Here is a 23,929-nt window from a genome sequence, read left to right as displayed (position 1 = left end):
GCCATGTCACGCCTGCCCCCTCTCTCCTCTCTGGGTCTTGCCCTCGCCTGCAGCGCGCTGCTGGGTGGTTGCGTGGCAGCCGGCGATGTGCGGCCGTTCGCCGAACTGGCGCCGATCGTGCCGGTGGTTGCGCCGGTGGCGCAGCCCACCGCCGGTGCCATCTATGCCGCCGGCCCGGGCCTGAACTTGTACGGCGACCGCCGTGCCCGCGATGTCGGCGACCTGCTGACGGTGAACCTGGTGGAAAACACGACCGCCTCGTCAACCGCCAACACCAGCATCAGCAAGGCCGACACCGTGGACATGAGCACGCCCACGCTGCTCGGCGTGCCGCTCACCGTCAACGGCACCGACGTGTTGCGTAACTCCACCAGCGGCGATCGTAGCTTCGATGGCAAGGGCAATACCGCGCAGAGCAACCGCATGCAGGGCAGCGTGACCGTCACCGTGATGCAGCGCCTGCCTAACGGCAATCTGGTGATCCAGGGGCAGAAGAATCTGCGCCTGACCCAGGGCGACGAACTGGTGCAGGTGCAAGGCATCGTGCGCGCCGCCGACATCTCCCCGGACAACACCGTGCCCTCCAGCAAGGTGGCCGACGCACGCATCGCCTACGGCGGCCGCGGCGCGATCGCGCAGTCCAACGCGATGGGCTGGCTGAGCCGCTTCTTCAATTCCCGTTTGTCGCCCTACTGAGCCTGCGACCATGAATCTGTCTTCCCTGCCCTTCCGTCTGCTCGCTGCCGCTGTTGCGGTCTGCGCGATTGCCGCGCCAGCCTCGGCCGAGCGCATCAAGGATCTCGCCCAGGTCGGCGGCGTGCGCGGCAACGCGCTGGTCGGCTACGGCCTGGTGGTTGGCCTGGACGGCAGCGGCGACCGCACCAGCCAGGCGCCCTTCACCGTGCAGAGTTTGAAGAACCTGCTCGGCGAGCTGGGCGTCAATGTTCCGGCGAACGTCAATCCGCAGCTGAAAAACGTCGCGGCGGTGGCCATCCACGCCGAATTGCCGCCGTTCGCCAAGCCTGGCCAGCCGATCGACATCACCGTCTCCTCGATCGCCAACGCAGTGTCGCTGCGTGGCGGCTCGCTGCTGATGGCACCGCTGAAAGGCGCCGATGGCCAGGTCTACGCGATGGCCCAGGGCAACCTGGTAGTCGGTGGCTTCGGCGCGCAGGGCAAGGACGGCTCGCGGGTGTCGGTCAACATTCCCAGCGTCGGTCGCATTCCCAACGGCGCCACAGTCGAGCGCGCATTGCCGGACGTGTTTGCCGGCACCGGCGAGATCACGCTCAACCTGCATCAGAACGATTTCACCACTGTCTCGCGCATGGTCGCGGCGATCGACAACAGCTTCGGCGCCGGCACCGCGCGTGCGGTCGATGGCGTCACCGTGTCGGTGCGCTCGCCCACCGATCCCGGCGCCCGTATCGGCCTGCTGGCGCGGCTGGAAAACGTCGAACTCTCTCCGGGCGACGCGCCGGCCAAGGTGGTGGTCAACGCACGCACCGGCACGGTGGTGATCGGCCAGCTGGTGCGGGTGATGCCGGCGGCGATTGCGCATGGCTCGCTCACCGTCACCATCAGCGAAAACACCAACGTCAGCCAGCCGGGCGCATTCAGTGGCGGCCGTACGGCAGTGACGCCGCAATCGACCATCACGGCCACCTCCGAAGGCAGCCGCATGTTCAAGTTCGAAGGCGGCACCACGCTCGATCAGATCGTGCGCGCAGTCAACGAAGTGGGCGCGGCTCCCGGCGACCTGGTCGCCATTCTCGAAGCTCTGAAGCAGGCTGGCGCGCTGACGGCGGAGCTAGAGGTCATCTGACATGCGTATCGCAGCCTCGCCCATTGATCTCAACCCGAGCACCAAGGCCGATCCGGCAAAGATCGACAAGGTCTCACGTCAGCTCGAAGGCCAGTTCGCGCAGATGCTGGTCAAGAGCATGCGCGATGCGAGCTCCGGCGACCCGATGTTTCCGGGTGAAAACCAGATGTTCCGCGAAATGTACGACCAGCAGATGGCCAAGGCGCTGACCGAAGGCAAGGGGTTGGGCCTGTCGGCGATGATCTCCAAGCAACTCAGTGGCGACACTGGCGGCCCGGCGTTGAACACCTCGCTGAGCACCGCCGATGCGGCCAAGGCCTACGCCCTGGTCGCCGGCAAGCGCGATGCCTCGTTGCCGCTGCCGGCACGCGACGGCGCGGCAACCAGCGTCGGTGCGAGCCTGGGCGCAGCGGTCGGCACCGCTGCAGGCATCGGCGCAGGCGGCCTGACCGGTATCGGCATGAGCCAGGTGCTGGATCTGATCGCCGGGCGTACCGGTGGTGGCGAGTCCGGCGGCGACGATGCGGCCGCACTGAGCTGGCCGTCGGCCAACGATCGCTGGAGCGATGTGGCGGTCAGCGATGCCGCCGATGCCAGTGCCGCGGTCAATGCGAGCGCGGCCAGCAGCGCCGCCGCCAGCCTCGGCGAGCGCACCCCGGAAGGCTTCGTCGCCAAGATCTGGACGCATGCGCAGAAAGCCGCGCGCGAACTGGGCGTGGATCCGCGTGCGCTTGTTGCGCAGGCGGCACTGGAAACCGGCTGGGGCCGTCGCGGGATCGGCAATGGCGGCGATTCCAACAACCTGTTCGGCATCAAGGCCACCGGCTGGAGCGGCGACAAGGTCACCACCGGCACCCACGAATACGTCAATGGCGTCAAAACCACCGAAACCGCCGATTTCCGTGCCTACGGCTCGGCCGAAGAGAGCTTTGCCGACTACGTGCGGCTGCTGAAGAACAACAGTCGTTACCAATCCGCACTGCAGGCCGGCACCGATATCAAGGGTTTTGCACGCGGCTTGCAACAGGCTGGGTACGCCACCGATCCGGGCTATGCAGCCAAGATCGCGGCGATCGCCAACGGTCCGACCATCGACCGCGCGGTGGCCGCCATCGGCAACGCGGCGGCCGACCTGTCCAATCGCTATGCCAGCACCGCCGAGCCCGCCGGGCTTGGCACCATCCGTCGTTGAGGTAAACGCCCATGTCCATCATGTCCACCGGGACCAGTGCGCTGATCGCCTTCCAACGGGCGTTGTCGACCGTTAGCCATAACGTCGCCAACATCAATACCGAAGGCTACAGCCGCCAACGTGTGGAATTTGCAACGCGCACGCCCACCGACATGGGCTACGCGTTCGTGGGCAATGGCGCCAAGATCACCGACGTGGGCCGGGTGGCCGACCAGCTGGCCATCTCGCGCCTGCTCGACAGCGGCGGCGAGCTCTCGCGCCTGCAGCAGCTGTCCTCGCTGACCAATCGCGTCGACAGCCTGTACTCCAACACCGCCACCAATGTCGCCGGGCTGTGGTCGAACTTCTTCGACTCCACCAGCGCGGTGTCGTCCAACGCCTCCTCCACCGCCGAGCGGCAGAGCATGCTCGACAGCGGCAACTCGTTGGCGACCCGTTTCAAGCAGCTCAATGGGCAGATGGACAGCCTGAGCAACGAGGTCAACAACGGGCTGACGTCCTCGGTGGACGAGGTCAATCGCCTCACCCAGCAGATCGCCAAGATCAACGGCACCATCGGCAACAGCGTGGATAACGCCTCGCCGGATCTGCTCGATCAACGCGATGCGCTGGTGTCCAAGCTGGTCGGCTTCACCGGCGGCACCGCGGTGATCCAGGACGGCGGCTTCATGAACGTTTTCACCGCCGGCGGCCAGGCGCTGGTGGTGGGGACCACGGCGGCCAAACTGACCACCGTGGCCGACCCGTATCAGCCGACCAAGCTGCAGGTGGCGTTGCAGACCCAGGGCCAGAACGTCAGCCTCAGCGCCAACTCACTGGGCGGCCAGATGGGTGGCCTGCTGGAATTTCGTAGCAGCGTGCTCGAACCGACCCAGGCCGAACTGGGGCGCCTGGCCGTGGGCATGGCCAGCACCTTCAATGCCGGTCACGCCCAGGGCATGGACCTGTACGGCGCGATGGGCGGCAACTTCTTCAACATCGGCTCGCCCACTACCGCTGCCAATCCCAAGAACACCGGCACTGCGGCGCTGAGCGCCAGTTTCAGCAACATGAGCGCAGTGGACGGGCAGAACGTCACGCTCAGCTTCGACGGTGCGGCGTGGAAGGCCACGCGCGCCGACACCGGCGCCGCCGTGCCGATCACCGGCACCGGCAGCACGGGCGATCCACTGGTGCTCAACGGTGTCAGCCTGGTGGTTGGCGGCACGCCGGCCAATGGCGACAAATTCCTGCTGCAGCCCACCGCAGGGTTGGCTGGCAGCATTTCGGTGGCGATCACCGACCCCTCGCGGATTGCCGCGGCAACGCCGGTCAAGGCCACCGCCACGCTCGCCAACCTGGGCACCGGCAAGATCAGCGACGTCAAGGTCACCAATGCGCAGAACCCTGCGCTGCTGACGCCGTCGTCGGTGGAGTTCATCGACGCCAACCAGTACACCATCGATGGAAACGGCCCGTTTCCCTACACCGCCGGCCAGACCATCAGCGCCAATGGCTGGAGTTTTGCGCTGGATGGCGCGCCCAAGGCCGGCGACACCTTCGGCGTCGGCCCGATGGGCGCCGGCTCCAGCGACAACGGCAACGCCAAACTGCTGGCCAAGGTGGAAGACGCCAAGGCGCTCAACGGCGGCACGGTCACGCTCAATGGTGCGCTGTCCGGCCTGACCACCTCGGTGGGCTCGGCTGCACGTGCGGCCAGTTACTCGGCCGATGCGCAGAAGGTCATCAACGACCAGGCACAGGCCAGCCGCGATTCGATTTCCGGCGTCAACCTCGACGAGGAAGCCGCCGACATGCTGAAACTGCAGCAGGCCTATCAGGCCGCCGCACAGATGATCTCCACCGCCGACACCATCTTCCAAGCCATCCTGGGCGCCGTACGCTGATGACCGACCGTATCTCCACCAGCATGATGTACAGCCAGTCGGTGTCGTCGATGACGGCCAAGCAGTCGCGACTGAACCAACTCGAGGCCCAGCTCGCCAGTGGGCAGCGCCTGGTCACCGCCAAGGACGACCCGGTCGCCGCCGGCACCGCGGTCGGCCTGGATCGCGCCCTGGCGGCGATCACACGATTTGGCGAAAATGCCAACAACGTAAAAAATCGGCTGGGTTTGCAGGAAAACGTGCTGGCGCAGGCCGGCGACGCCATGGCCCGCGTCAACGAACTGACGATCCAGGCCAACAGCTCCGCGCTGGGGCCAGACGATCGCAAGGCGATTGCCTCGGAACTGACCGCGCTGCGCGACAGCATGGTGAGCCTGGCAAACAGTACCGACGGCACCGGGCGCTACCTGTTCGGCGGCACCGCCGATGGCAGCGCGCCGTTCATCAAGAGCAATGGCGGCGTTGTCTACAACGGCGACCAGACCCAGAGACAGGTGGAAGTGGCGCCGGACACTTTTGTCAGCGACACCCTGCCCGGCAGCGAGATCTTCATGCGCATCCGCACCGGCGACGGCAATGTGGATGCGCATGCCAACAGTGCCAATACCGGCACCGGACTGCTGCTGGATTTCAGCCGCGATGCCAGTACCGGCAGCTGGAATGGCGGCAGCTACAGCGTGCAGTTCACCGCTGCCAACACCTATGAGGTGCGCGACAGCACCAACGCAGTGGTGAGCACCGGCACGTACAAAGATGGCGAAGACATCACCGCGGCCGGCGTGCGCATGCGCATCAGCGGCGCACCGGCGGTGGGCGACAGTTTCCAGATCGGCGCCTCCACCACCAAGGACGTGTTTTCCACCATCGACGACCTGGTCGGCGCACTCAACTCCGACACCCTGACCCCGCCGCAGAAGGCAGCGATGATCAACACGCTGCAGACCTCCATGCGCGACATCAGCCAGGCCTCGTCGAAGATGATCGATGCACGCGCCTCGGGCGGCGCGCAGTTGTCGGCGATCGATAACGCCAACGCGCTGCTCGAATCCAACGAAGTCACGCTCAAGACCACCCTGTCGTCGATCCGCGATCTGGATTACGCCTCGGCGATTGGGCAGTACCAACTCGAGAAGGCCTCGTTGCAGGCCGCTCAAACGATTTTTCAGCAGATGCAGTCGTCGTCGTTGTTCAACCTGCTCCGCTGATTTTGCAGTAGAAACTTGGTTTTTCTTCGCTCCTGCGTGTGAGCACCTGCGCAGGCTGACGGAGTTTATTTGTAGAAAGTTATACCAGCGCTAAAGATCTGCGGAGTGCTGCCGAATAAACCAAACCCCTTGCTACACAACGTTTCCGTATTTCGTCCCGATGCAGAAAAACAGTAAAAAAATACTGGATTTCGCTAAAGGTTCCCGACGCAACGCCGTTATTCATCTCAGCAGCGGCAACGGCCAACTTGATGGCCCCCCTGCGGAGGCTCCGGGCAAGTCCCCCTTGCCGGAAAAATCGCTTAGGAGAAATCAAAATGGCACAGGTAATCAACACCAACGTAATGTCGCTGAACGCTCAGCGTAACCTCAACACCAACAGTTCGAGCATGGCGCTGAGCATCCAGCAGCTGTCCTCGGGCAAGCGCATCACCAGCGCCTCGGTCGATGCGGCCGGTCTGGCGATTTCAGAGCGCTTCACCACGCAGATCCGCGGCCTGGACGTTGCCTCGCGTAACGCCAACGACGGTATCTCACTGGCCCAGACCGCCGAAGGCGCGATGGTCGAAATCGGCAACAACCTGCAGCGTATCCGTGAGCTGTCGGTGCAGTCGGCCAACGCCACCAACTCGGCCACCGACCGTGAAGCACTGAACTCCGAAGTCAAGCAGCTCACCTCGGAAATCGATCGCGTCGCCAACCAGACCAGCTTCAACGGCACCAAGCTGTTGAACGGCGACTTCTCCGGCGCGCTGTTCCAGGTCGGCGCCGACGCTGGCCAGACCATCGGCATCAACAGCATCGTCGACGCCAATGTCGATTCGTTGGGCAAGGCCAACTTCGCAGCATCGGTGTCCGGTGCTGGCGTCACCGGCACGGCCACCGCGTCGGGTTCGCTCAGCGGTATCACTCTGGCCTTCAAGGATGCCTCCGGCGCTGCAAAAAGCGTTGCCGTCGCCGATATCAAGATCGCTTCCGGCGATACTGCGGCAGACATCAACAAGAAAGTTGCCTCGGCGATCAACGATAAGCTGGATCAGACCGGCATGTATGCCTCGATCGACACCAGCGGCAACGTGAAGCTCGAGTCGCTGAAGGCTGGCCAGGACTTCACCTCGCTGTCCGGCGGCACCTCCGGCGCCGCTGGCATCACCGCCGGTGCAGGCATCCAGACCGCCTCGGCCGCTTCCGGCTCCACCGCGTCCACCCTGAGCAGCCTGGATATCTCGACGTTCTCGGGCGCCCAGAAAGCTCTGGAAATCGTCGACAAGGCACTGACCTCGGTGAACTCCTCGCGCGCCGACATGGGTGCGGTGCAGAACCGCTTCACCTCCACCATCGCCAACCTGGCCGCCACCTCGGAGAACCTGACGGCCTCGCGCAGCCGGATCGCCGATACCGACTACGCCAAGACCACCGCCGAGCTGACCCGCACGCAGATCCTGCAGCAGGCCGGCACCGCGATGCTGGCCCAGGCCAAGTCGGTTCCGCAGAACGTGCTGAGCCTGCTGCAGTAATCGCAAGCGCTTTGCAGCAAGTCAAAAGCCCCTCTTCGGAGGGGCTTTTTTGTGGCTGCGGACCTGGCGCGGCCTCGCCACGGTTTTTTGACGCGGTTTTCTTGACGCATTCCGGGCATGGAAGTTGCTACAGCCGTCGTTGTGAGCGAGAACGGTCGCTGCCGCTAAAGTCCTCCCGGATACGGCCGATACCAGCCTCGTAACCCCATGCGTCCGCTGTCGCTGGACGCCTAGACGAGGAACGCACCATGGCATCGTTGGTCAGCACCTCCAGTTCCGGACTGGACATTCCTACCGTGGTCTCCACGCTTGTGGCCCAGCGCAAGGATCCGGAGCAGGCGCGCATCAACAAGGCCGGCACCGCCGCGACGACCCAGTTGTCGGCAATCAGCCAGATCAAGAGCAGCATGACCACGCTCAAATCTGCGCTGGACAAGGTCGTCAGCAGCGCCGACACCAACGCCTACAAGGCGACCGTGCCGACCGATGCCGGTTTCACCGCCACCACTACCAGTTCGGCCGCACCCGGCAACTACTCGGTGGAAGTGGTCTCGCTGGCCAGTGCGCAGAAGCTGGCGTCCGGTGCCTTCACTGCCGATGCCACGGTGGGCAGCGGCACGCTGACGATCGGGTATGGCGACAAAAGCATCACCGTGGACATCAGCGGTACCGACAAGCTCACCGACATCGCCGCAGCCATCAACAAGGCAGCTGGTGGCAAGGGCGTCACCGCCAGCGTGGTGACCGCCAACGATGGCCAACATCTGGTGTTCAACGCAGCAGACACCGGCGTGAAGGGCGCGCTGACCGTCAGCGCCAGCGACCCGAGCCTGAGCCGCCTGGCATATGGCGGCGGCGCGACTGGCGGCTTGACCCAGACTGCGGCGGCTGCCGATGCGCTGGTGCGCGTGGATGGCTTCGAGCGCAGCTCCAGTTCCAACACTATCACCGACATCGTACCGGGCGTGGTGCTCAACCTCACCAAGGCAGCCGAAGGCACAAAGGTCACGCTGGGCGTTACAGCCGACACCAGCGGCCTCAAGGGCAATCTCACCGCCTTCGCCGCCGCCTACAACACAGCCAACACGCTGTTGAAGAACAGCAGCAGTTATAACGCCACCACCAAGACGGCCTCGGCGTTGACCGGCGACTCGCTGGTGCGCAGCTTGCAACAGCAGCTGCGCAGTCAGGTCAGCGGCAACGTCAATGAACTCAAGGCGCTGGGCCTGACCATAGATAAGGATGGCGTGATGAGCTTCGATGGCGGCAAGTTCGATACCGCCATCGCCGCCGACGGCGGTGCCGCCACCGACGCGTTGGGCAAGGACAGCAAGTTCGGCTCCGGGATGACCAAATTGCTGGAAAGCAATGTCAACGTCACCACTGGCACCCTGACCTTGCGCTCGGACAGCCTGAACAAGCAGATCAAAGGCTACGAGGCCGATCTGGACGACCTCGATGCACGTATGGTGAAGTTCAGCGACCGCCTGACCGCGCAGTTCACCGCGATGGAAACCATGGTCAGCAAGCTACAGGCAAGCACCGGCTCGCTCAGCAGCCTGCTGACAAGCTGAGTTTCGTCATGCCGATCCTCAAGTCCTGCGAGGGTCTTGCCGATACAAGAGGGGCCTATCGTGATTGCGGCCTTGCCTTCTGGCAGGAGCGTCGTCGCAGGAGCACAGCGCTCCGGGACCAGCGAAGGTCAGCCCATTGAGGAGTCATCCATGTACGGTTCCAATCGCCAATATGCAGAGCAGTACCGCAAGGTCGGCGTGTCCACCAGCGTGACCGAAGCCGACCCGCACAAGCTGGTGTCGTTGCTGTTTGCTGGCGCCTGCCAGCGCATTCGTCTGGCCCAGGCCTGCCTGGCGCAGGGCGACCAGGCGCGCAAGGGCAAGGCCATCGGCGAAGCATGCGCCATTGTCGGTCACTTGAACGGTTCGCTCGATCACGAAGCCGGCGGCGAGATCGCAGGTAACCTGTCGGCGCTGTACGACTACGTCATGCAGCGGCTGACCGCAGCCAATCTGCATAATGACGAAACTGCGTTGACCGAAGCGCTGGAACTGCTCAGCGAAATCGACTCGGCGTGGAATTCCATCCCCTTGAATCAACGCGGCATTGCTGCCGTCTCGTGAGTTCAACCATGCATAGCGTGCAAAGTCTTCAAGCCGAAATCTCCGACATCCGCCTGGCCATGGCGCATGAGGAGTTCGAGGTCATGCCGCAGATGCTGGACAACCACGACTTGCATTTGCGCGAATATGCGCAACATGTGGATCTGAACCAGGATCGCGACGCATTGCAAACCTTGCTGACGATGCACAACGACCTGATGCGTCTGATGCGCGAGCGCCAACGCAAGTTGGCGGAAATGATCCGCGCACAGCGCACCTCATCGACAGCCAGCCGCGCCTACGCCCGGGTCGGACGGATCTGATGAGTACGCTCGGCACACTCGCGCCATCCGCCGATGCCGCGCTGTTCGCCGACACGCTCAGCTGCGAATTGCGTCTGCCGGCCGGTTTTCGCGCCGGTAGCGATGCCGGCTCGCACAGTGCCGCAGAAACCCTGTTGCGCAGCCTGGGCCAGGTGGAAGACTTGCGCAGCGAAGAAACCAGCGAAGACCGCGGCGACCTGCCGCTGCTGGTGCAGCGCATGGATGCCAAACTCGACCTGATGCTGGCCTTGATCGGCCGCCTGGTGCGGCAAGCCGACACCGGACTGATCCAGGGCACGGTGCGCTGGTCGGTCCGCGGGATCCGCCTGAGTTGCGCAAGCAGCCAGCCGCCGGGCACGGTTGGCAGCGTTTGCCTGCAGCCATCCGACTGGCTTCCTGAACTGGTACAGCTGCCCGCCGAGGTGTTGGCGAGCGCCCACGATGACCACGATCACTGGCTGTGGCTGCGGTTTGCGCCGCTCTCGCCCGGCCTGCAGGACGCACTGGAACGCCATCTGTTCCGTCTGCATCGCCGTCAGATCGCCGACGCCCGCCGCCAGCGCTGACGCCGCCTGTTGGCGCGAGGCGCTGGGTCGGCTAAGGTGCCCTTTACTGAAAAAAGGTCTCTTCTGCGCCGTGCGAGTCATCATCGTCGACGATCACACCCTTGTACGTGCCGGCCTGTCCAGGCTGCTGCAAACCTTCGCCGGCATCGATGTCGTTGGCGAGGCCAGCAATGCGCAACAAGCCCTGGATATGACATCCCTGCACCGACCCGATCTGGTGTTGATGGACCTGTCCCTGCCCGGCCGTAGCGGCCTGGATGCAATGACCGATGTGTTGCGCGCTGCGCCGCGTACGCATGTGGTGATGATGTCGATGCACGACGACCCGGTGCATGTGCGCGACGCGCTGGATCGCGGCGCGGTCGGTTTCGTGGTCAAGGACGCCGCGCCGCTCGAACTGGAACTGGCGCTGCGTGCTGCAGCCGCCGGCCAGGTGTTTTTGAGCCCGCAGATTTCTTCCAAGATGATCGCGCCGATGCTGGGCCGCGAAAAACCGGTCGGCATCGCCGCGCTGTCCCCGCGCCAACGCGAGATCCTGCGCGAGATCGGCCGCGGCCAGAGCAACAAGGAAATCGCCGCCGACCTGGGCATCAGCGTCAAGACGGTGGAGACACACCGCGCGCGCATGATGGAATCGCTCGGCTGCCGGCGTGCCAACGACCTGGTGTTGCTGGCCGCCAAACATCACAACGAGCTGGTCTGAGGCGTTCGCTCGATTCGAGCGTCTGGCAGGTAGTTGAAGGCCAAAACAGTGACGGGATTCCGGCGGGCATGCTTGAGCCCGCCTGTAGTGTCAGGAAGTTCCTGACATGCTGTCAGGAATATCATGAGTCACCTCACACCACTCCCTGATTAGAAACCCGTCGCGTTGTCCTGCAAGATGCGTTCCATCGCCGCTACATGCGGCGCCTTACGGAAGCGCTTCGATGAAGACGACCATTTCCGCCCAGCTTGGCCAGCAACTGCACCTGACCCCGCAGTTGCTGCAGTCGATCCGTCTGTTGCAATTGGACGGCATGCAGCTGGAGCTGGAAATCCGTCGCGCGCTGGAAACCAATCCGCTGCTGGAGCTGGAAGAACTGGCCGACAGCAGCGACGACGCCGCGACCAGCGATGATGGCGCCTCAGATATCGCCGCCTTCGACGAGCTCCCCGAGAGCACGATGTGTGATGTGCAAAGCAGCAACTGGAACGATGGCGACGACGACCGCATGCAGCGCGTTGCCGCTGGCGAATCCACCGACCCGCATGTGCGCATCCTGCGCGAACTGGCGCTGGACCTGGACGAGGCCGCATTGGCGGCCGCCGCGTTCTGGTTGGAGCAGACCGACGACGCCGGCTATCTGAGCGAAGCGTTGGCGACCCTGCAGCAGCTCGGCGCCACTCGCTTGGGTATGACCGTGCAGGCAGTGGAAGCGATCCGTCAGCGCCTGCTGCACGGCGACCCGGCCGGCCTGGCCGCCTGCGATCTGCGCGAGTGTCTGCAAGCCCAGCTGAGCGCCCTGCCCGGCCGCGTGCCGGCACGCCATCTGGCTGCGCGCATTCTGTCCGGCGATCTGGAATTGCTGGCCAGCCACGACTACGCGTTGCTGGCACGCGCACACGACGCCGAGCTCGACGATGCGCGCGAAGCAGTTCGCCTGATCCTCTCGCTGCAACCGCGTCCAGGCGACGACCTGCTGCAGGAGAGCAACGCCAGCGTGATTCCGGATGTGCTCGCATGGCATGCCGATGGCAGCTGGCGCGTGGCATTGAATCCAGCCACCACGCATCGCGTGAGCATCAATCCCGTGCACGAACGCGCACTGGCCGAGGCCGGCGAAGCCGCCCAGCCGCTGCGCGACATGCTGCAAGAAGCGCGCTGGCTGACCCGTGGCCTGTCGATGCGCTACGAGACCTTGCTGCGTGCCACGCGTGCCATCGTCGAGCGTCAGGCTGCGTTTCTGGTGCGTGGCGAAGAAGCCATGGCACCGCTGACGCTGAAGGAAATCGCCGATGAGATCGGCATGCACGAATCGACGATTTCGCGCATTACCACCGGTAAATACATCCAGACCCCGCGCGGCACCTTCGAGCTCAAGCATTTCTTTGCCGTGCGTCTGGAAGGCGCCAGCGTCTCCGGCCAGGCAGTCAAGGCGATGGTGCGCAGACTGATCGAAAGCGAACCGGCCGGCCGGCCGCTGGCCGACGAAGCCATCGCCGGGCTGTTGTCGCGTCAGGGCGTTAACATTGCCCGTCGCACTGTGGCCAAGTACCGCGAACAACTCGACATCGCCCCGGCACGCGAGCGCCGCCGCATCAACAAACCGCTGCTTGCCCGGGCAGGATAAGGACTACTATGAGCAAACTCACCGTGCTGCTGGTCGACGACCACGAGGGCTTCATCAACGCTGCGATGCGTCATTTTCGCAAAGTGGAGTGGCTCAATATCGTGGGCAGTGCCGCCAATGGGCTGGAAGCGATCGAGCGCTCTGAGTCGCTGCGCCCCAATGTGGTGTTGATGGACCTGGCCATGCCGGAGATGGGCGGGTTGCAGGCGACCCGTTTGATCAAGACGCAAGACGATCCGCCGTATATTGTCATCGCGAGCCACTTTGACGATGCAGAGCATCGTGAACATGCCCTTCGCGCGGGTGCTGACAATTTTGTTAGCAAGCTGTCCTATATCCAGGAAGTCATGCCAATCCTGGAGGGCCTGACGGAAGGAGCCAGGAATGAGTGAGTCCCGCATTCTGCTGATCGACAGCGATGCCGTGCGCGCCGAGCGTACCGTGTCGCTGCTCGAGTTCATGGACTTCAATCCACGCTGGGTCACCGACGGCGCCGACATCAATCCTGGCCGTCATCGCCACGATGAGTGGATGGCGGTGATGGTGGGCTCGGCGCAGGATGCTGCACAGGCCGACAAGTTCTTCGACTGGCTGGCCGATGCCAAGCTGCCGCCACCGGTGCTGCTGATGGAAGGCAGCCCGAGCGCGTTCGCGCAGACGCACGGGCTGCACGAAGCCAACGTCTGGACGCTGGACACGCCGCTGCGTCACGCGCAGCTGGAAGCCTTGTTGCGCCGTGCCAGCCTCAAGCGGCTGGATGCCGAGCATCAGGCCGGCGTGCAGCAGGACACCGGCCCGACCGGCAACAGCGAGGCGGTGACCCGTCTGCGCCGCTTGATCGACCAGGTGGCGGCGTTCGACACCACCGTGCTGGTGCTGGGCGAATCGGGCACCGGCAAGGAGGTCGTCGCGCGCGCCATCCACCAGCACTCGCCACGGCGCGATGGGCCGTTTGTGGCGATCAACTGCGGCGCGATTCCGCCGGACCTGCTGGAAAGCGAACTGTTCGGCCACGAAAAAGGTGCCTTTACCGGCGCCCTGAGCACCCGCAAGGGCCGCTTCGAAATGGCCGAGGGCGGCACGCTGCTGCTCGATGAAATCGGCGACATGAGCCTGCCGATGCAGGTGAAGCTGCTGCGCGTGCTGCAGGAGCGCAGCTTCGAGCGCGTGGGCGGTGGCCAGACCATCCGCTGCAACGTGCGCGTGATCGCCGCCACCCACCGCAATCTGGAAACGCGCATCAGCGATGGCCAGTTCCGCGAGGATCTGTTCTATCGCCTCAACGTGTTTCCGATCGAAATGCCGGCGCTGCGCGAACGCGTGGACGACCTGGCCATTCTGGTGCAGACCATCGCCGGGCAACTGGCGCGCACCGGGCGCGGCGAAGTGCGCTTTGCCGACGAAGCCTTGCAGGCGCTGCGCAGCTACGACTGGCCGGGCAACGTGCGCGAGCTGACCAATCTGGTGGAGCGCCTTGCGGTGCTGCACCCGGGCGGTCTGGTGCGCGTGCAGGATCTGCCGGCACGCTATCGCGGCGATTTTGCCGCGGCCACGGCGCTCGAACTTCCGCCCGAGCCGGCGTTGGTTGCCGCACCGGCAGAGGTCAGCACCTTGCCGAGCAATGTGGTGACGTTGCAGCCTAAATCGGCCACTGCCGAACCGGCTACCGCGTCCAGCCTGCCCGACGATGGCATCGACCTGCGTGGTCACATGGCCAACATCGAGCTGGCGCTGATCAACGAGGCACTGGAACGCACCCAGGGCGTGGTGGCGCATGCAGCGCAGCTGCTTGGCCTGCGCCGCACCACGCTGGTGGAAAAGCTGCGCAAGTACGGCATCGATCGCGAGCAAACCGAGCTGGCGAACTAGGACCGGCGCACTGGCCACGTTTGCTGGCATAGCGCTTGCTTCAGCAGGATCACTCCGTTCGCAGCCATCGGCTGCGAACGGAATCGACATCGACGTGCCGACTCCACTTGCCGAGTGTTTGATGACCATACCCGTCACCAGTCCGCTGCTGCCGCCGCTGGAAGAATTTCTGCCCTATCTGGAGCAGATCTGGACCAGCCGCATCCTCAGCAACGGTGGCGAGATGCATCGCGCACTCGAGCGCGCACTGTGCGACTACCTCGGCGTGTCGCATCTGGCATTGCTGACCAACGGCACCACGGCGTTGATCACCGCGCTGCAGGCGCTGCGCATCACCGGTGAAGTAATCACCACGCCCTACTCGTTCGTGGCCACCGCGCATTCGCTGCTGTGGAAAAGCATCACCCCGGTGTTTGTGGACATCGACCCGGTGACGCTCAACATGGATCCGTCCAAGATCGAAGCGGCCATTACCCCGCAGACCACCGCCATCATGCCGGTGCATTGTTACGGCACGGCGTGCGACACCGCGGCGATCACGCGTATTGCCGATATCTACAACCTCAAGGTGATCTACGACGCGGCGCATGCCTTCGGTGTGCGCGATGCCGGCGGCTCGATCCTGCGCCATGGCGATCTGAGTGTGTTGAGCTTTCATGCCACCAAGGTGTTCAACACCTTCGAAGGCGGCGCGATTATCTGCCCGGACGAAAAAACCTATCAACGCATCGGGCATCTGAAGAACTTCGGCTTCGTCGACGAAACCACGGTGGTGGCGCCGGGCATCAACGGCAAGATGAATGAGATCAGCGCGGCGTTCGGCTTGTTGCAACTCAAGCACATCGATCACGCCATCGCGCAGCGCAGCGCCATCGACGCGCAGTATCGGCAGCGATTGAGCCATATTCGCGGCATCCGCTGCGTTGCGCGGCCCGATCACGCCACTGCCAACTACGCGTACTTTCCGATTCTGGTGCAGGACGACTACCCGCTGGCGCGCGATGCGCTCTACCAATTGATGCGCGAGCACGGCATCCTGGTACGACGTTACTTCTATCCGTTGATCAGCGATTTCCCGATGTATCGCGCCCTGCCCTCGTCCGCACCGGCATGGCTGGCGGTGGCGCGTTCGGTGGCGGCGCAGGTGTTGTGCCTGCCGATCTTTCCTGGCTTGACCCGCGACCAGGTCGATACCATTGCCGATCTGATCGCCGGCCAACAGGCAACATGACCGCAACACGCTTCACGTTTTTTCAGGCTCCCGAAACTTCAACAGGCAACCAGGCGAGATCGCATGACCCAGGCAACGTTTATCGAGAACTTCCTCTCCGCTACCGACTTTCAGGAGCCGGTCGAGGTCACCACCGACACCGTGCTGCTCGAACTCCCGGAATGGGATTCGCTGGCCGCTCTGGGCGTGATCGTGATGTTCGATATGGAATACGGCAAGACCATCACCGGCGAGGACCTGACTACGGCAATCACTGTCGGCGATCTCTACAAACTGACCGAGGCGTAAGCACCATGCCGACCTCCACGCTGCACAATGTTCGCTTTGCCGGCATGGCGACATGCGTGCCGAAGCGGGTGGTGTCCAATCTCACCGATTGCCGGCCGCAGATCCGTTCCGAGCGCGAGCGCCTGGTGCGCAACATCGGTATCGAGACGCGCCGCATGGCCTCGGAGTGGCAGTGCTTCTCCGACCTGGCCTTCGATGCGACGCAGGTGCTGCTGGAAAAACTGCAATGGAAGCGCGAGGAGATCGACGCACTGATCGTGGTGACTCAATCACCGGATTATCCGATTCCGGCCACCGCGATCATCCTGCAGGACCGGCTTGGGCTGTCGCATGCCACCGTCGCCTTCGACGTCAATCTGGGCTGTTCGGCTTACCCGTTCGGCATCAATCTGCTCGGCTCGATGATCGCCGCCGGCGGCGTCAAGAAGGGCCTGCTGCTGGTCGGCGACCGCAGCGCCAATCTGGAAGACCCGATCTTTTCCGATTCCGGCACCGCCACTGCGTTGGAGTTCAGTGCCGACGCGCCGCCGATGCATTTCGATCTCAACAGCGATGGCAGTGGCTACAAGGCGATCATCCTGCCGGTGGGCGGCCACCGCGAACCGGTCGGCATCCAGCACTTGGTGCCGTATCGCGACGAGGCGGATGGTGCCTGGAAACGTGGCGTGGACCTGATCCTGGACGGCGTGGCAGTGCTGAGCTTCTCTACCCAGCGCATCCCGCCAGCAGTGCAGAAACTGCTCGACTACACCGGAGTGTCAAAGGAGGAGGTGGATTACTTCGTGTTCCACCAGGCCAACCGCATGATCAACGAAACCATCCGCAAGAAGCTCGGCCTGCCGACGGAAAAAGTGCCCTCCACGCTGCGCGACTTCGGCAACACCAGCGGCGCCTCGCTGCCGGTCACCATGACCGCGCGCATCAATAAGGAACTGGAAGCCGGCCGCAAGCGCGTGCTGCTATGCGGCTTCGGCATCGGGCTGTCGTGGGGCACCTGCCTGGTGGATATCGAGGGCGCGGTGTTTCCTGATTTGATCGAGTCATGACGGCCACACCTGCAGCAACCACCGATGCGTTCGGGCTGCAAAACAAGACCGTTCTGGTGACCGGCGCGTCGTCGGGCATCGGCGCTGCGGTCGCTACGTTGTGCGCGCGTCTGGGCGCGAGCGTGGTGCTCACCGGGCGCGACATCGCGCGACTGGATACGGTAGCCGGCGCGTTGCAGGGCAGCGGGCATGCGGTAGTGGCCGGCGATCTGACCGAAGAAGACACTCGTACACGTCTGCTCAACGCTGCAGAGCGGTATCACGGGCTGGTTTCCTGCGCGGGCATCGCGGCGCTGGTGCCGTTCCGCATGGCCGCAGAAAAGCATCTGCAACAGATGCTGTCGGTGAACTATCTGGCACCGATCGCGCTGACGCAGCAGTTGCTGGTCAAGCGCCGCCTGAGCGAAGGCGCATCGTTGGTCTATATCTCGGCATTGTCCGCACGCGCGGCACCTCAGGCCGCCGCCGGCTACGCAGCATCCAAGGCAGCGCTGGAAGCTGCGGTCCGCACGCTGGCGCTCGAACAGGCCAAACACGGCATCCGCGCCAACTGCATCGCGCCAGGCTACGTGGACACGCCCATGCTGAAGAAATTGGGCACCGCAGCAGACCTGGACGACAAGATCGGGCTGACGCCGCTGGGGCGCATCGACCCGGACGACATCGCCAAAGGCGCGGTGTATCTGCTGTCGGCGGCCAGCCGCTGGATTACCCGCAGCACCTTGACCATCGATGGCGGGATTTCCCTGCCCATCCGCCTATGAGCATCGACACCATCATGGCAGCAGACGATCCCGTTTCCGCGCTGCTGCGCGACATGTATGGCCTGCACGGCAAGACCGTACTGGTGACCGGCGCATCCAAAGGCATTGGCGAAGCGGTCGCACGTGCATGCGCTGTCGCAGGGGCACGCCTGATCGTCACCGGGCGCGATGCGGAGCGTCTGCAAACCACGCTGGCATCGCTGCACGGCGATGGCCATCGCCTGTTTGCTGGCGACCTGAGCGATGCGGCTGTCGTGCAACAACTCGCTGCCGATTGCGGGTCCGTCGACGGTGTGGTGCACAGCGCCGGCATTCGCGGGCTGTCGCCCATGAAACTGGTCAGCGAAAAATTCCTGCGCGAGGTCATGGACATAAACTATCTGGCGCCGGTGATGCTGACCCGCCACCTGTTGGCGCGGCAATCGCTGAAGCCTGGAGGTTCGGTGATCTTCCTTTCATCCATCGCCGCACTCACCGGCACGGTGGGTGTGGGCCCGTACGCAGGCTCCAAGGCTGCACTGGTCGGCACGCTACGGCCGTTGGCGCTGGAGCTGGCGCGCCGCAAGATCCGCGCGAACGCGCTGTGCCCCGGCTTGGTCGAGACCTCGTTGATCAATGAGGACAAGGCCTGGTTCGAAGAAAGCCGCAAGCGCTATCCGCTGGGCATCGGACAGCCCGACGACGTGGCGCTGGCCTGTCTGTATTTTCTTTCCGATGCCAGCAGCAAGGTGACCGGACAGGCCTTCAGCATGGATGGAGGCGTGGAATTCGCATGACCGCCGATACACCTGCCCCGCCCTACCACCTGCTGATCGTCAACGCCGGTGGCTTTGGGCGGGATATCGCATCGCTGGCGTATCACGAAGATCCAGCCTACGGGGTGGAGTGGGACATCAAGGGATTTCTGGATAACCGCACGCATCTGCATGGCACATCGCGTTGGCCGATCGTAGGAGACCCCTCCACCTATCACCCCGTAGAAGGCGATATCTTCATCTGCGCGATCGGAGACCCTGCAGCGCGACGGCGCTATTCCCGTGCGCTGATCGACAAGGGTGCGGACTTCATCGTGTTTCATCCGCCGCCGTCGCGCGAGGCCGCTGCCGGCTACATCGGGCGCGGAGGCGTGTTCGATTCGCGCGTCTCTATCGGCTCAGGCAGCCGACTCGGTGAGTTCGTCACTGTGCTTTCCACCTCCATCATTGCGCACGAAGTCACTATCGGTAACTACGTGCAGATTGGCAGTTTCGTTTTCATCGGCGGCGGCGTAGTCATTGGCAACGAGGTAACGATTCACCCGCACGCCACCATCATTCCCGGCATCAGGATCGGCGACGGCGCGATCATCGGAGCTGGCAGCGTAGTTGTGAAAGACGTGCCCTCCAACAGTACCGTGGCTGGTAATCCTGCGCGTGTGATTTTCAGCAGGTAGGCCAGGAAAATGCAGATCAGGACTTTGGGAATATGACGCGCCACGCGCTCGACGTTCAGCACTACACCAATCCGGAGACCTACCGTTTGGAGCAGCAGCGGCTGTTCGGCCGGTTGTGGACATTCGTAGGCTTTTCTTCGCTTGTGTCCGAGCGCAATCAGTTCTTCGCGCGCCAGGTGGCCGGCGTGCCGGTGCTGGTACAGCGCACCGATGCCGGCATTCGCGCCTTCATCAATCAGTGCCCGCATCGCCAATCGGCCATCCAGATCGACAGCCATGGCAAGCGACCGTTGGTATGCCCGTATCACGCCTGGTCGTTCGGGCCGGAAGGCGAGTTGCGTGGGCTGCCCAACCCAGGTCTGTACCAGTTCACCGCTGAAGAGAAGGACGCCATCTGCCTGCGCAAGTTGCATATCGAGCAAGTCGGCCAGCTGTTGTTCGTCAATTTCGCCGAGCAGCCGCTGCCGCTGACCGAACAGTTTTCACCCGAGTATCTGGAGCAGCTCCGCCTGGCGTCCTCGCATCTGGATACGCAGATCATCTATAGCTGCCATCGGGTGCGCTACAACTGGAAGTTGAATATGGAGAACGTCAAGGACTACAACCATGTCCCTTTCGTTCATCCCAAGACCTTTGGCCCGTTGATGACGAGTACGGACAAGGCGGCACGTACGCAAGAGTCCGCATCCGACAATGCTTCGCCGGTGAAACAGCTGCTGCGATCGCAAGCCGTTCCCGCGTTGAGCGAGCTCAGCTTTCCGGTCAAGGCACACATCACCGCGCAAAACAGCTGGTTTCGTGCGCTATGCGATCGCTATGGCGAGGACGAGGCCTACTACAACTGGTTCGTCTACCCGAACGTCAACTTCTGCAGCGTTCGGGGCGACTATTTCCTGCTGCAGCAATACGATCCGGTGTCGCCATCGGAAACCGACTACCATCTTTGGGTGATGACGGCACAACGCAAGCACGAGCGCACCGACTTCACGGCCCTGTTAAGCGATCTGATCCGAGGTGAGCGCACGGTCATTGCTGAGGACACCGCCTTGCTGGAACGCATGCAGGCCGGTTTTGGACCGCACTCCGACCTCATCATGCACGGCGATTACGAGATTCAACTAGTGCGCCAGCACCGTTGGTACCGTGATGCGGTGCTGGAGGACGCGCCGTGACGTCGCTCCTGCTGCTAGGGCAGGACGATGCGCTTGCCCATGCGGTGCGCCTGGCAAGCGCATGTGGATTGGCGCATACCGTCGTTGCGTTGCAATCGGCAGACCGCCACAACTTCGACCTGAGCGAGATTTTGGCTCAGTTTCCGGCGACTGACACGAAAATCTTCGTCGCGCTAGACGCGCGTGCAGTGAACTACACACGCCACAAGCTGATCGCGCAGCTGCGGCTTGCCGGTTATCGACTGGCGAACCTGGTTTCGCCGACGACCATCGTCGACGACGATGTGCGTCTGATGGGCAATGTCTACATCGGGCCCGGCTGCAACGTGGCTGCTGGAACACGCATTGGCGTTGGCAGTTGGCTCGACCGCCAGGTTGTCATCGAGTCCGATGCCCACCTGGGTGCCTGCACGACGATGCATGCCGGCGTCTCCATTGGGCGCGGTGCGGACATCGGGCAAGGCAGCACGCTGGGCAGCGGCAGTATCGCAGGCGCAGGCACCAAGGTTGGTCGACATTGCGAATGGCTGTTGCCAGGTCCGCTGCCGGCCAACCTGCCGGACCGTTCTTTTCACGATGCGCTGATGCCGCAGGGAGCTCACATTCTATGATTGGCCTGATCATCCGGGCAGCCCCGACGACAGGTTTGCTCACCTCCACTTTCTCGAGAATATGTCATGACGCTGGATAAATATCCCCGGATGAGCATCGATCCCAACGGGGACGATCGCATCCTGCGTGAATGCCTTGCTGCCTACGCCGATTCGTATGTGCGCGAGCTAGATTTCTGCGTACCGCAAGAAGCGCGTCGAATTTTGAAAGAGAAAGGCGAGAAGGTGCAGGTAGTGCTGCTCGGCAGCAAACTCTTCGGAAACGTATTCGTAAGAGAAGCCGCAGCGCGGGTAGACATTGTTGGCGTGGTCGACGATTACAAGGTCGACAGTGGCCATACTTTCCACGGCATCCCGTTTATCAGCTCCGCTACCCTGATCGAGTGGGCCAGTACGCGCCAAATTGTCTGCGTAAACACGTGTCGCTTCGATTACTCACGCCGCTACTTCAAACATCTCGCGCTTGCGCACAAGATCCCTCTGCTCAACTACGAGCAGGCTATCCGCTGGCTAGGCATCACAGCGTGCAGCGATCACCGCGTTAGCGACTGGGGTAGCTACATCGTGTGCAACTTGCCGCGCTTCGATGCTTTGGCTGCCCGCCTTGACGACCCTTATTCGCGTTTTACCCTGTTCAGTGTGTTATTGGCGCATTTGACCTGTAACCCGGAGTGGGTCCTTCACGCAGCCAAGCCGTATTCGAGTCTGTATTTCCGCTCAGGCCTGTTTGTGCCGGGCTTAAAAGAATGCTTCGCCGACTGCGGTGCATCGATCGCCGAATCGAGCCGCGCGTTTCTCGACAGCGTGGATGGACGATTTGAAAAAATCTGGATGATCGAGCCAGACCAGATCAACGGCAGCACGCTGCAGGAGTTCATTCGGAGCCGGCCTTTACTGCATAGCGATGACGGTCAAATCGAGTTGATACCCTGCGCGTTGGGAGAAGCCGACGGCGAACTGCCGTTTCTGCACGAGGGCGGACACGGTGGCCAACTGGTGTTGGTACCGTCGGGGCAGGCACACTGCCACAACGTCCCAGTGCGCCGTCTGGACGACCTGCTCGATCGCACACCAACACTGATAAAAATGGACATTGAAGGTGCCGAGTTGGGTGCGTTACGCGGTGCCAGCGCGCACATCGCAAAGGGACGTCCAACTCTGGCGATCTCTGCCTACCATCGCTCTTCGGACCTGCTTGACCTGGTTGATGCAGTTGAAAACATTCGCGACGACTACCGTATCGGCCTGCGCCACCATACCGAGGATCGCTGGGATACCTGTCTCTATTTTTATTGAACGATCCGCTTTGCGTATCGCTGTCTATTCCAGCCAGGAGCGGTCTGCCTTGGTGGCTGCATTAATGCATGTCGCAAAGATGGCTTCCAGGCAAGTGCGCTCATGTTGGCAAAGGCCCTGCCTAATCCAAGGCCAGAGTAGCCACATGGAACTAAGGACACGTTTGCCGCAACTCCTATCTGCGGCCGAGAACAGGAACTCATCACCATGGCGCTAGCCACCGGCTCCATCGCGTGAGCCAGCATCAAATATCCAGGACTGGATCCAGCCAAGACCAAGCTAATCGGTTGGGGCGCGGGGCAGTTTTTCCGCGACTTTTATCCTTGCGTCAGCCAACAGCTGAACTTGCAGTACACCATCTGCCCGCGGCCGGAGAATCAGGGTACGACCGTCCATGGCTTACCAGTCAGATCACCTTCGGCGCTGGAGGAGGAATCGATCGACGATGCGCTGATCGTCATTTTTTCCAATCACTCGCCAGAGGTGATGAATCAGATTGCAAAGGCACATGGTCGTTTCCGTACGGTGCGTGCGGTCGATTACGATCACGGCAGCATCGCACTGCTGCAGGAACTGCAGGACTTATCCAGTTTGCTACCGGAGTTGCAAGTATCGCGTCGACTGAAGTCACCAGACACGGGCATTTTCGTGTAGTGACTCGCGTTCGAATTTACGCCATTGGTGCTGGCCTGGAATCGCCTGCGCTTCCCTACGAAAGCATCACCGCCTTTGAACCCGATAGCATCAACTTCCAGAAACTAGAGGGCATCGCCAGCGCCATCCCCCTTCCCCGGCACAATTTCAAGGCCATCAAAAAAGCCATCTCCAACGAACAGACGACGCTGCGCTTCGAGGAGACCGGCACCGTTTCCAGCCATGTCTCGCCGGATGGCGGTATCTCCGTGGCTACTACACGCCTGGACGACGAATTGGAAAGGCTAACGCTACTGAAGTTGGACATCGAAGGGTTTGAAGCCAGGGCACTTGAAGGCGCATCTCACCTCATCCGTACCCAGCGCCCCCGTATGGCTATTTGCGTGTACCACTACGCCCAGGATCTACTGGATATCGTGGGGCAACTGGAAAAATTGGTGGATGGCTATCACTTCCGTCTACGCCAGCACTCTCCCGCCCACTACTACGACCTCGTTTTGTATGCATCGCCCGTCGCCGGTGCCGCACCGCCGCCCTGGGCGGAGTAAGCCAAGGAGATTTGCGATTTGGAAAAGATAGAGCGATGACTGACGCCCTCGAATTTT

24 protein-coding genes and 1 pseudogene are annotated in these 23,929 nt (G+C 62.8%); all 25 read left to right on the top strand.

The features are described 5' to 3' along the window. The first annotated feature begins 3 nt into the window (after window positions 1-3). On the top strand, window positions 4-696 hold the full coding sequence (flgH, locus tag XcyCFBP4188_RS04390; protein WP_006452263.1) for a flagellar basal body L-ring protein FlgH: 693 nt from the start codon (window positions 4-6) through the stop codon (window positions 694-696). A gap of 10 nt (window positions 697-706) precedes the next feature. Beyond that, entirely contained in the window at window positions 707-1,825 is a 1,119-nt protein-coding gene (locus XcyCFBP4188_RS04385) for a flagellar basal body P-ring protein FlgI (protein WP_006452264.1), read from the top strand. Between the two features lies 1 nt (window position 1,826). Further along, window positions 1,827-3,017, top strand: coding sequence for a flagellar assembly peptidoglycan hydrolase FlgJ (gene flgJ, locus XcyCFBP4188_RS04380; protein ID WP_006452265.1), 1,191 nt, complete (start codon window positions 1,827-1,829; stop codon window positions 3,015-3,017). An 11-nt stretch (window positions 3,018-3,028) separates the two neighbouring features. Continuing rightward, entirely contained in the window at window positions 3,029-4,903 is a 1,875-nt protein-coding gene (gene flgK / locus XcyCFBP4188_RS04375; protein WP_006452266.1) for a flagellar hook-associated protein FlgK, read from the top strand. Then, the gene (gene flgL / locus XcyCFBP4188_RS04370; RefSeq protein WP_046932596.1) at window positions 4,903-6,108 is read left to right on the top strand and encodes a flagellar hook-associated protein FlgL; all 1,206 of its coding nucleotides are present in this window, start codon (window positions 4,903-4,905) and stop codon (window positions 6,106-6,108) included. The genes flgK and flgL overlap by 1 nt, the downstream gene beginning before the upstream one ends. Before the next feature lie 317 nt (window positions 6,109-6,425). Continuing rightward, window positions 6,426-7,625 (top strand): flagellin, encoded by a 1,200-nt coding sequence (locus tag XcyCFBP4188_RS04365; RefSeq protein ID WP_006452268.1) that lies wholly within the window; start codon window positions 6,426-6,428, stop codon window positions 7,623-7,625. Window positions 7,626-7,873: 248 nt separating this feature from the next. Beyond that, the gene (fliD, locus tag XcyCFBP4188_RS04360; RefSeq protein ID WP_006452269.1) at window positions 7,874-9,199 is read left to right on the top strand and encodes a flagellar filament capping protein FliD; all 1,326 of its coding nucleotides are present in this window, start codon (window positions 7,874-7,876) and stop codon (window positions 9,197-9,199) included. A gap of 150 nt (window positions 9,200-9,349) precedes the next feature. Then, the gene (gene fliS, locus XcyCFBP4188_RS04355) at window positions 9,350-9,763 is read left to right on the top strand and encodes a flagellar export chaperone FliS (RefSeq protein ID WP_043910397.1); all 414 of its coding nucleotides are present in this window, start codon (window positions 9,350-9,352) and stop codon (window positions 9,761-9,763) included. Between the two features lie 8 nt (window positions 9,764-9,771). Beyond that, window positions 9,772-10,065 (top strand): hypothetical protein, encoded by a 294-nt coding sequence (locus XcyCFBP4188_RS04350; RefSeq protein ID WP_006452271.1) that lies wholly within the window; start codon window positions 9,772-9,774, stop codon window positions 10,063-10,065. Then, on the top strand, window positions 10,065-10,631 hold the full coding sequence (locus XcyCFBP4188_RS04345; RefSeq protein ID WP_006452272.1) for a PilZ domain-containing protein: 567 nt from the start codon (window positions 10,065-10,067) through the stop codon (window positions 10,629-10,631). Before XcyCFBP4188_RS04350 ends, XcyCFBP4188_RS04345 begins: the two co-directional genes overlap by 1 nt. A 70-nt stretch (window positions 10,632-10,701) precedes the next feature. After that, on the top strand, window positions 10,702-11,334 hold the full coding sequence (locus tag XcyCFBP4188_RS04340) for a response regulator transcription factor (protein WP_003482986.1): 633 nt from the start codon (window positions 10,702-10,704) through the stop codon (window positions 11,332-11,334). A 223-nt stretch (window positions 11,335-11,557) separates the two neighbouring features. After that, window positions 11,558-12,961: an RNA polymerase factor sigma-54 gene (rpoN, locus tag XcyCFBP4188_RS04335; protein ID WP_006452273.1), complete on the top strand. Its 1,404-nt coding sequence runs from the start codon at window positions 11,558-11,560 to the stop codon at window positions 12,959-12,961. A gap of 8 nt (window positions 12,962-12,969) precedes the next feature. Beyond that, the gene (locus tag XcyCFBP4188_RS04330; RefSeq protein WP_005997154.1) at window positions 12,970-13,353 is read left to right on the top strand and encodes a response regulator; all 384 of its coding nucleotides are present in this window, start codon (window positions 12,970-12,972) and stop codon (window positions 13,351-13,353) included. Next, window positions 13,346-14,830 (top strand): sigma-54 dependent transcriptional regulator, encoded by a 1,485-nt coding sequence (locus XcyCFBP4188_RS04325; RefSeq protein WP_104591697.1) that lies wholly within the window; start codon window positions 13,346-13,348, stop codon window positions 14,828-14,830. Before XcyCFBP4188_RS04330 ends, XcyCFBP4188_RS04325 begins: the two co-directional genes overlap by 8 nt. A 121-nt stretch (window positions 14,831-14,951) precedes the next feature. Beyond that, window positions 14,952-16,061, top strand: coding sequence for a DegT/DnrJ/EryC1/StrS family aminotransferase (locus tag XcyCFBP4188_RS04320; RefSeq protein ID WP_104591696.1), 1,110 nt, complete (start codon window positions 14,952-14,954; stop codon window positions 16,059-16,061). A gap of 63 nt (window positions 16,062-16,124) precedes the next feature. Further along, entirely contained in the window at window positions 16,125-16,349 is a 225-nt protein-coding gene (locus XcyCFBP4188_RS04315) for an acyl carrier protein (RefSeq protein ID WP_006452276.1), read from the top strand. A 5-nt stretch (window positions 16,350-16,354) separates the two neighbouring features. Then, window positions 16,355-17,395, top strand: a complete 1,041-nt coding sequence (locus XcyCFBP4188_RS04310; RefSeq protein WP_104591695.1) for a ketoacyl-ACP synthase III — start codon at window positions 16,355-16,357, stop codon at window positions 17,393-17,395. Beyond that, window positions 17,392-18,159 (top strand): SDR family NAD(P)-dependent oxidoreductase, encoded by a 768-nt coding sequence (locus XcyCFBP4188_RS04305; RefSeq protein ID WP_104591694.1) that lies wholly within the window; start codon window positions 17,392-17,394, stop codon window positions 18,157-18,159. The genes XcyCFBP4188_RS04310 and XcyCFBP4188_RS04305 overlap by 4 nt, the downstream gene beginning before the upstream one ends. Next, complete coding sequence (locus XcyCFBP4188_RS04300) at window positions 18,156-18,935, top strand: SDR family NAD(P)-dependent oxidoreductase (protein WP_104591693.1); 780 nt, start codon at window positions 18,156-18,158, stop codon at window positions 18,933-18,935. The genes XcyCFBP4188_RS04305 and XcyCFBP4188_RS04300 overlap by 4 nt, the downstream gene beginning before the upstream one ends. After that, entirely contained in the window at window positions 18,932-19,591 is a 660-nt protein-coding gene (locus tag XcyCFBP4188_RS04295) for an acetyltransferase (protein ID WP_104591692.1), read from the top strand. The genes XcyCFBP4188_RS04300 and XcyCFBP4188_RS04295 overlap by 4 nt, the downstream gene beginning before the upstream one ends. 32 nt (window positions 19,592-19,623) lie before the next feature. Further along, entirely contained in the window at window positions 19,624-20,763 is a 1,140-nt protein-coding gene (locus XcyCFBP4188_RS04290) for an aromatic ring-hydroxylating oxygenase subunit alpha (RefSeq protein ID WP_104591691.1), read from the top strand. Further along, window positions 20,760-21,374 (top strand): LbetaH domain-containing protein, encoded by a 615-nt coding sequence (locus XcyCFBP4188_RS04285; RefSeq protein ID WP_104591690.1) that lies wholly within the window; start codon window positions 20,760-20,762, stop codon window positions 21,372-21,374. Before XcyCFBP4188_RS04290 ends, XcyCFBP4188_RS04285 begins: the two co-directional genes overlap by 4 nt. 66 nt (window positions 21,375-21,440) lie before the next feature. Then, window positions 21,441-22,670: an FkbM family methyltransferase gene (locus XcyCFBP4188_RS04280; protein WP_104591689.1), complete on the top strand. Its 1,230-nt coding sequence runs from the start codon at window positions 21,441-21,443 to the stop codon at window positions 22,668-22,670. Window positions 22,671-23,015: 345 nt separating this feature from the next. Then, window positions 23,016-23,324 (top strand): hypothetical protein, encoded by a 309-nt coding sequence (locus tag XcyCFBP4188_RS04275; protein WP_233368319.1) that lies wholly within the window; start codon window positions 23,016-23,018, stop codon window positions 23,322-23,324. A gap of 53 nt (window positions 23,325-23,377) precedes the next feature. Beyond that, window positions 23,378-23,872: pseudogene (locus XcyCFBP4188_RS04270) on the top strand (FkbM family methyltransferase); the annotation flags it as partial. Window positions 23,873-23,929 lie beyond the last annotated feature (57 nt).

Source organism: Xanthomonas hortorum pv. cynarae, assembly GCF_002939985.1.
Classification (GTDB): Bacteria; Pseudomonadota; Gammaproteobacteria; order Xanthomonadales; family Xanthomonadaceae; genus Xanthomonas; species Xanthomonas hortorum_D.
Note: the sequence above shows the minus strand (reverse complement) of the source record. Positions and strands in the feature narration are given on the sequence as shown.